Here is a 5111-nt window from a genome sequence, read left to right on the forward strand (position 1 = left end):
CTCTTTCTATTGCAAGCCACGCTGGATAAAGGCTGAAGGAACATCGACTGGAAACAGCCTTGCTCCCCCAACTCAAGTCGCATTTATGAATAATTAGTCAAAAATGTGCTTATCTGAACAGCATTGGGCACTGCTGCCGGGCTTTTTTCCGCCTGGGGGGCATCATGCTCAGATAGCCAGGAACCCCAGGATCAGAATGGGGCCGAGCAGACTCAGGATAAAGCCGGAGACGATGGCCACCGGCACCACCTGGATGCCGCCGGATTTCTGGATGACAGGTAGGGTGAAGTCCAGCGCCGTCGCGCCGCCGTAGCCGATGGCGGCGCTGGGGTGGCGGCGCATCAGCACCGGGATGATGAGGATGGCGATAAGCTCGCGCCCCAGATCATTGATGAAGGCGGCGGAGCCCAGCACCGGGCCCAGCTTGTCCGCTACCAGAATGCCGGAGAGCGAATACCAGCCAAAACTGGAGCTCATCGCGAGGCCATGGGCAAAGGGCATGCCGAGCAGCTGGGCGGCCAGCAGGCTGCCGAGCCAGCTGCTGAGGATGACGGTGAGCGCGATCTTCATGCCCCAGGGATTGAGCAGGATCTGGCGCAGGCGCATGCCGGAGTTGCGCATCTGGATGCCGATGAGCAAGAGCAGCAGCATAAGGGCCCACTCGCTCCACTTGTCGATGGGCAGGGCGCGCAAGTCCACTACCAGCCCCAGCAAGACGCCCCCCAGCACCACGAAACAGAGTTGGAGGGATTCCCACAACAGGTGCAGCTTGCTCGGCATCTTGCCGTCGCTGGCCTCGTGGGTGGGGGGGCTGCGTTTGTCCAGCCACCACAGGGCCAGCAGGTTGCAGAGGGTAATGGCGGCGAGCATCACCCCTGCCACCTTGAAGATCACTGCCAGGTTGCTGCCCAGGTTCTCCACATAGGCCAGCCCCAGCCCCATCAGGAACAGGATGAGGTAGACCATCTTGCCCAGGGACTGGTTGACCAGCTTGATCAGACGGGCGGAAGAGAGGGGAACCAGATAGCCGATCACGAGCGGCAGCAGGATCAGCAACACATTGAGCAACATCGGGGCCTCGATCACAAAACGTGGAAAAACGGCACCTTATCACGACTTGTTGCACCTGTGTCACGGATCTGTGCATCAGCATGGCCCATACGGGACTTTTTTATCATATTGTTGTGTTTTTTGATGACAGTCAGCTGTGCACGCAAACAGAGAAAGAGGGGCACATCACCTGAAAAATCAATTTCATCCCCATGAAATGACGAGAGAAGGGGAATCTGCCTGGGTGAATAAAGTCCTTTTGGGTGACATCTGGCGGATATGGTGAAATATGCTTGCTACCAGTGCGCTGCGGGTATAAAAGAGCGGTAGGGAAGGTGCGACAAAAAATGGATTTTATGCAGACAAAGTGCTGAAAAATACTCAATAGACCAATAAAAATACAGATAAAACACCAAATACCTCGGTTCTGTATTGTTTTTTCACTACCTCAATGATATTTTCGCTGAAGGTTACCATCGGTTAACGTTTTGTTAAATGGACGATGGTGGAGTCACGCCGAAGCGGCGTCTAGGGACAGACAAGGTTGTAATGGATGAGCGACGTTGCCGCACTGGAAGTTCGTGATCTGCACAAGTATTTTGGCACCCACGAAGTGCTCAAGGGCATCGATATGACGGCCCACAAGGGGGATGTGATCTCCCTCATCGGCTCCTCGGGTTCGGGGAAGTCGACCTTTCTACGCTGTATCAATCTGCTTGAAACCCCCTCATCGGGCAGCGTCTCCCTCCACGGGGAGCTGATCCGGATGAAAACCAGCCGTTCCGGCGAACGCCTGCCGGAGGACATGCGCCAAGTGGAGCGTATCCGCAGCCGACTGGCCATGGTGTTTCAAAGCTTCAATCTCTGGTCCCACATGACCATCATGCAGAACATCATCGAAGTGCCCATCCAGGTACTCAAGGTGCCCCGTGCCGAGGCCATCGCCAAGGCGGAGCACCTGCTCAACCGGGTGGGGCTGTGGGAGCGTCGCGACTATTATCCTGGTCACCTCTCCGGCGGTCAGCAGCAGCGGGCCGCCATCGCCCGGGCGCTGGCGGTGGAGCCCGAGGTGATGCTGTTTGACGAGCCTACTTCGGCCCTCGACCCTGAACTGGTGGGGGAGGTCCTTGGCCTGATGCGCGAGCTGGCGGAAGAGGGGCGTACCATGATGGTGGTGACCCACGAGATGTCCTTCGCCCGCGACGTGTCGAACAAGGTGATGTTCCTGCACCAGGGGCGCGTGGAGGAGGAGGGCAATCCCAAGGAGATCTTCGCCCATCCCAAGTCGGAGCGATTCAAGCAATTCATCTCTTCCATCTATTGATGGACGGGCTGTATTTTCAACAATCTGTGTTTTCAATGATCGACGTGTTTATCAAGGAGAGATACATGAACAAGCTGATGCTGGCGACTGCCGTGATGACGGCCCTGTGTTCCGGTAGCCTGATGGCCAAGGAGTGGAAAGAGGTGCGGATCGGGGTGGAAGGCGCCTATCCTCCCTTCTCCTGGACCGAACCGAGCGGCGAGGTGAAAGGCTTCGACATCGACATCGCCAACGCCCTGTGCGAAGAGATGAAGGTGAAGTGCACCCTGGTCAAGCAGGACTGGGACGGCATCATTCCGGCGCTGCTGTCGCGCAAGTATGACGCCATCATCGCCACCATGGACATCACCGAAGAGCGCAAGAAGAAGGTGGACTTCACCCAGAAGTACCAGCACATTCCGGCCCGCTTCGCCGCCAAGAAAGGCACTGACGTGCAGCTCGACAAGGCCTTCATGGATGGCAAGACCATTGCCGTGCAGCGCGCCACCTCCATGGACACCTACATCACCGACAACTTCCCCAACGCCACCATCAAGCGCTACGGCACCGCAGACGAAGCCTATCTCGATCTGAAATCCGGCCGGGTTGACTACGTGATGGCCGACTCCGCCGCCATCAGCGATGGCCTGTTGAAGAAAGAGGGTGGCGATGCCTACGAGTTCGTCGGCCCGAAACTGACCGATCCCAAGTGGTTTGGCGAGGGTGCCGGCATCGCGGTACGCAAGGCCGACAAGGATCTGAAAGAGAAATTCAATGCCGCCATCCTGGCCCTGCGCGCCAACGGCAAGTACAAGGAAATCAACGACAAGTACTTTGATTTCGACGTGTACGGCGAGTAACCCCCAGGCGCGCTACCCCGGGTAGCCGCCGAAGGGATTGCGGCGAATCATCACGACAGGTCGACCCTCGTCTGTAGTCACCGGGCCCGTTGTCTCTCGCAAGGGAGCGATGGGCCCGCTTAGTTGCAATGGAGCTGCATGTGTTTGGTTTGAAAGGATATTGGGACGGGCGATCCCGCTCAATGCGTTGCAATGGAGCCGCATATGTTTGATTTGAAAGGATACGAAACCTCCCTGCTGGAGGGGGCCTGGGTCACCCTGGAGGTGGCATTGGCTTCTCTGCTGCTGGCGCTGCTGCTGGGCATGCTGGGAGCGCTGGCCAAGCTTTCCCCCTACAAGTGGGCGCGCGGCATCGCGACCGCCTATACCACCGTCATTCGCGGCATCCCGGATCTGGTGCTGATGATGCTGCTGTTCTTCGGCGGCCAGGTGCTGATCAACGGGATCTGCAGCTGGGTCAACGAGGCCTACAACAACTACCTGCTGGAGAGCAACCCGAGCCAGGAGTGGGTCTCCCTGCTGCCGGATTACATCGACATCAGCCCGTTTGCGGCCGGGGTCGCCACCATCGGCTTCATCTTCGGTGCCTACATGACCGAGACCTTCCGCGGCGCCATCCTGGCGGTGGACAAGGGGGAGCTCGAGGCGGCGCGCGCCTTTGGCATGCGGGCGACCCAGGTGTTTGTGCGGATCCTCTTCCCCCAGATGATGCGCCACGCCCTGCCGGGGTTTGGCAACAACTGGCTGGTACTGCTGAAAACCACGGCTCTGGTTTCCATCATCGGGCTCGATGACATGGTGCGTAAGGCGTCGCTGGCCGCGGGCTCGACCCAGCAGCCCTTCACCTTCTACATGGCGGTGGCGCTGATCTTCCTGATCTTCACCGCAGTCTCCACCTCGGCGCTCAAGTGGGCCGAGCGTCACTACGCCATCAAGACGAGGTAAGCCATGTCGTATTCAATGCAGTCGTTCGTTTACTGTGATCGTCGCGGTGTCAGTGACGAGCGTATCTACATCACGATCAAGATGAGGTAAGCCATGGATTTCTCGATCATTCTCACGGAGTGGCCCACCTACTGGGAGGGTTTCTACACTACCATCTGGCTGGTGTCGGTGTCCCTCATGCTCGGCCTCATGCTGGCGGTGCCCATGGGCATTTTGCGCAACAGCCGCAACTGGCTGATCAAGGGGCCGATCTGGGCCTACATCTACTTCTTCCGCGGCACCCCGCTGCTGGTGCAGCTGTTCATCATCTACTACGGCGCCGCCCAGTGGGAGTGGCTGAAAAACGGCCCCGCCTGGGCGCTCTTCTCCGAGGCCTGGTTCTGCGCCCTGCTGGCGTTTACCCTCAACACTGGTGCCTACACCGCCGAGATAGTGCGCGGCGCCGTGCTGAACATACCAAAGGGACAGATCGAGGCGGCCAATGCGTTTGGCATGAGCCGCTGGCAGACCCTCACCCGCATCATCCTGCCAAACTCGTTTCGCCGTGCGCTGCCCGCCTACAGCAACGAGGTGATCTTCATGCTGCAGGGCTCGGCGGTGGCGGGCATCATCACCATCGTCGACCTGACCGGTGCGGCGCGGATCATCAACTCCCGCTACTACAGCCCGTTTGAGGCGTTCCTGACAGCCGGCCTGCTCTACATGCTGCTTACCTTCGCCATCGTCTGGCTGTTCAAGAAGTGGGAGGCCCGCTGGCACGCGCACCTGCGTCCCCGCAGCGTCTGACCTGATACAAAAACCAGAGACAAAAAAGCCCGCAGTTGCGGCAATGCTGTTCACTTAAGCGGAGCCGCATTGCGATTTACCGGAAAACGGGTCTTTGATATCTTCACCGCCCTGGGTCTCGATGGCCTGGGGCGTTTTTCTATGAACATGACGCCTATGCAGCCCCG

At 58.6% G+C, this 5111-nt stretch carries 5 protein-coding genes; 4 read left to right on the top strand and 1 reads right to left on the bottom strand.

Features of this window, described 5'->3' with window-relative positions; translation table 11 throughout:
* Positions 1–168: 168 nt before the first annotated feature.
* Positions 169–1071: a lysine exporter LysO family protein gene (locus tag HKD46_RS20870; RefSeq protein ID WP_113725220.1), complete on the bottom strand. Its 903-nt coding sequence runs from the start codon at positions 1069–1071 to the stop codon at positions 169–171.
* Positions 1072–1603: 532 nt separating this feature from the next.
* Between HKD46_RS20870 and HKD46_RS20875 the strand changes: the two genes are divergently transcribed.
* The 4 genes from HKD46_RS20875 to HKD46_RS20890 all read left to right on the top strand — a co-directional run bounded on the left by HKD46_RS20875 (position 1604) and on the right by HKD46_RS20890 (position 4944).
* Complete coding sequence (locus HKD46_RS20875) at positions 1604–2374, top strand: ABC transporter ATP-binding protein (RefSeq protein ID WP_010674267.1); 771 nt, start codon at positions 1604–1606, stop codon at positions 2372–2374.
* 65 nt (positions 2375–2439) lie between these two features.
* Positions 2440–3213, top strand: coding sequence for an ABC transporter substrate-binding protein (locus tag HKD46_RS20880; RefSeq protein ID WP_041206090.1), 774 nt, complete (start codon positions 2440–2442; stop codon positions 3211–3213).
* A gap of 204 nt (positions 3214–3417) precedes the next feature.
* Positions 3418–4158, top strand: coding sequence for an ABC transporter permease (locus tag HKD46_RS20885; RefSeq protein WP_005332892.1), 741 nt, complete (start codon positions 3418–3420; stop codon positions 4156–4158).
* A gap of 93 nt (positions 4159–4251) precedes the next feature.
* Positions 4252–4944 (top strand): ABC transporter permease, encoded by a 693-nt coding sequence (locus HKD46_RS20890; RefSeq protein WP_161470765.1) that lies wholly within the window; start codon positions 4252–4254, stop codon positions 4942–4944.
* The last annotated feature ends 167 nt before the right edge of the window (positions 4945–5111 follow it).

The sequence above is a fragment of the Aeromonas sp. TW 6 genome (assembly GCF_013168745.1).
Taxonomy (GTDB): domain Bacteria; phylum Pseudomonadota; class Gammaproteobacteria; order Enterobacterales; family Aeromonadaceae; genus Aeromonas; species Aeromonas caviae.

Coding starts and splice junctions, on each gene's coding strand:
- HKD46_RS20880 (WP_041206090.1), top strand. CDS start 2,440: ATGAACAAGCTGATGCTGGCGACTGCCGTGATGACGGCCCTGTGTTCC.
- HKD46_RS20890 (WP_161470765.1), top strand. CDS start 4,252: ATGGATTTCTCGATCATTCTCACGGAGTGGCCCACCTACTGGGAGGGT.
- HKD46_RS20870 (WP_113725220.1), bottom strand. CDS start 1,071: ATGTTGCTCAATGTGTTGCTGATCCTGCTGCCGCTCGTGATCGGCTAT.
- HKD46_RS20885 (WP_005332892.1), top strand. CDS start 3,418: ATGTTTGATTTGAAAGGATACGAAACCTCCCTGCTGGAGGGGGCCTGG.
- HKD46_RS20875 (WP_010674267.1), top strand. CDS start 1,604: ATGAGCGACGTTGCCGCACTGGAAGTTCGTGATCTGCACAAGTATTTT.